This is a genomic window from Rhizobacter sp. P3_B12 (genome assembly GCF_056402895.1).
The window spans coordinates 1-1,550 of record NZ_JBFUGN010001236.1 but is presented as its reverse complement, the minus strand read 5'-3'; the positions used below and the strand labels follow the sequence as shown (position 1 = coordinate 1,550).

The 1,550-nt window shown below is 69.7% G+C and carries 2 protein-coding genes; both read right to left on the bottom strand.

Going from position 1 to position 1,550, the window contains the following annotated elements; all coding sequences use genetic code 11:
* Positions 1 to 663 (bottom strand): SDR family NAD(P)-dependent oxidoreductase (locus tag AC1D01_RS34115; RefSeq protein ID WP_477873891.1); only part of this gene is annotated, 663 nt, incomplete at its 3' end.
* A gap of 60 nt (positions 664 to 723) precedes the next feature.
* Positions 724 to 1,428, bottom strand: a complete 705-nt coding sequence (locus tag AC1D01_RS34110) for a hypothetical protein (protein WP_477873890.1) — start codon at positions 1,426 to 1,428, stop codon at positions 724 to 726.
* Positions 1,429 to 1,550 lie beyond the last annotated feature (122 nt).

The window sequence follows — 1,550 nt, the reverse complement described above, 5'->3', positions numbered from 1 at the left end:
GTGCGGCAGCGCGGCGCGGGCCATGTGGAAGTAGCCGTAGACGTTGGTGCGCAGCGTCTCGTCGAAGCGCTCGTCGGTGATGTCCTCGATCGCATCGGCATGCTCCTGGAACGCGGCGTTGTTGACCAGCACGTCGAGCTTGCCGAAGGCCTTCACCGCCCGGGCCACCGCAGCGCGGCAGAACGCCGGGTCGCGCACGTCGCCGGGGATCAGCACGCAGCGGCCGCCTTCGGCCTCGACGCAGCGCTTCGTCTCCTCGGCGTCTTCATGCTCGTTCAGGTAGACGATCGCGACATCGGCGCCTTCGCGCGCGAACAGCACCGCCACCGCGCGGCCGATGCCGGAATCGCCGCCGGTGATCAGCGCCGCGGCATCCTGCAGCTTGTGGCTGCCCTCGTAGTACGGTGCGAGGAACTTGGGCTTCAGCTCGAGTTCGGCTTCCAGCCCCGGCTTGTCGATGTGCTGCGCGGGCAGTTGGGCCGGTTGCTCGCGGGCACCGGCCTGCACGGGCGTCTTGCTCTTCTGCTGGTCGGTGGAGGCCTTCTTCGCGTCGGCGCTGTCCTGCGCGGCCTGGATGCGACGGTGCTTCACCGCGACCGCATCGCCCTCGTCGGCTCGCGGTCGGTCGGTCCGGGAAGTCTTGCGGGCGGTCTTGGTGGGCATGCTGCACTCCGTTCGGGTCGATGCCCGAACGGCGGCAAGCCGCATGCCTGCATGGGGATGTCAGACCGGCAACAACTGGCTGTCGCTGCGCCAGCTCGCCCGCACCGCGTTGTGCGTCAGCGCGCGCGCGGCGCGCACCGCGGCGGTCGCGCCGGAGCGGCGGCCGGCCACCTGGTCGAGCCAGGCGGCGAGGATCGGGTTGCGGCGCGCCAGCGTGGTCCAGCTGCTGCGCCAGCAGCGCGACAGGTCGGCATGCGGCTGCAACTGGCGGCGCGCACTGCGCGGCAAATCCTGGCCCGGGTGTTCGCTGAACACCTTGCCGAGATCGAACAGGAAGGCGGTGGCAGAGCAGATCTGCTGCAGCTCCGAGACGATCGGCGGCAGCGGCTTGCGGCTGCGCGCGTCGTGGTCGGCGTTCATCGCGAACTCGGCCGCGGTGATGCTGGCTTCGAGCAGGCCGTACATGTCGGCATGGTGGTCGATCGCGGCCGGCTGCGTCAGGAAGTGATCGAGGTTGCCGCTGCGCTCCAGCACCTGCGCGATGAATTCCTGCAGGTCGGGCGACCAGCGGCTGCACAGGCAGGCGAGCCGGTACACCAGGTCGGCCGGCACGCCCAGGTAGGCGAGGTTGCCGCCGGTGATGCGGCGCACCAGCGTGGCCAGCAGGTTGTCGACCCCCTGCCCCCGCTCTTCCAGGAAGCCCGACAGCGGCAGGCGCAGCGCCGGCAGTGCGCGCCAGGAACGGTCGATGGAGTCAGAGTTCATGGAGGTCTCGCTGGTGTGTCCCTGAAAACGCATTCTGCGAGACAGGCCGCCCGGCCAGCCAACGATAAGCGGGCAATAGCGTGCCTATTCCTCGGGGGTGTCAGACAGCGACCACACTGCAG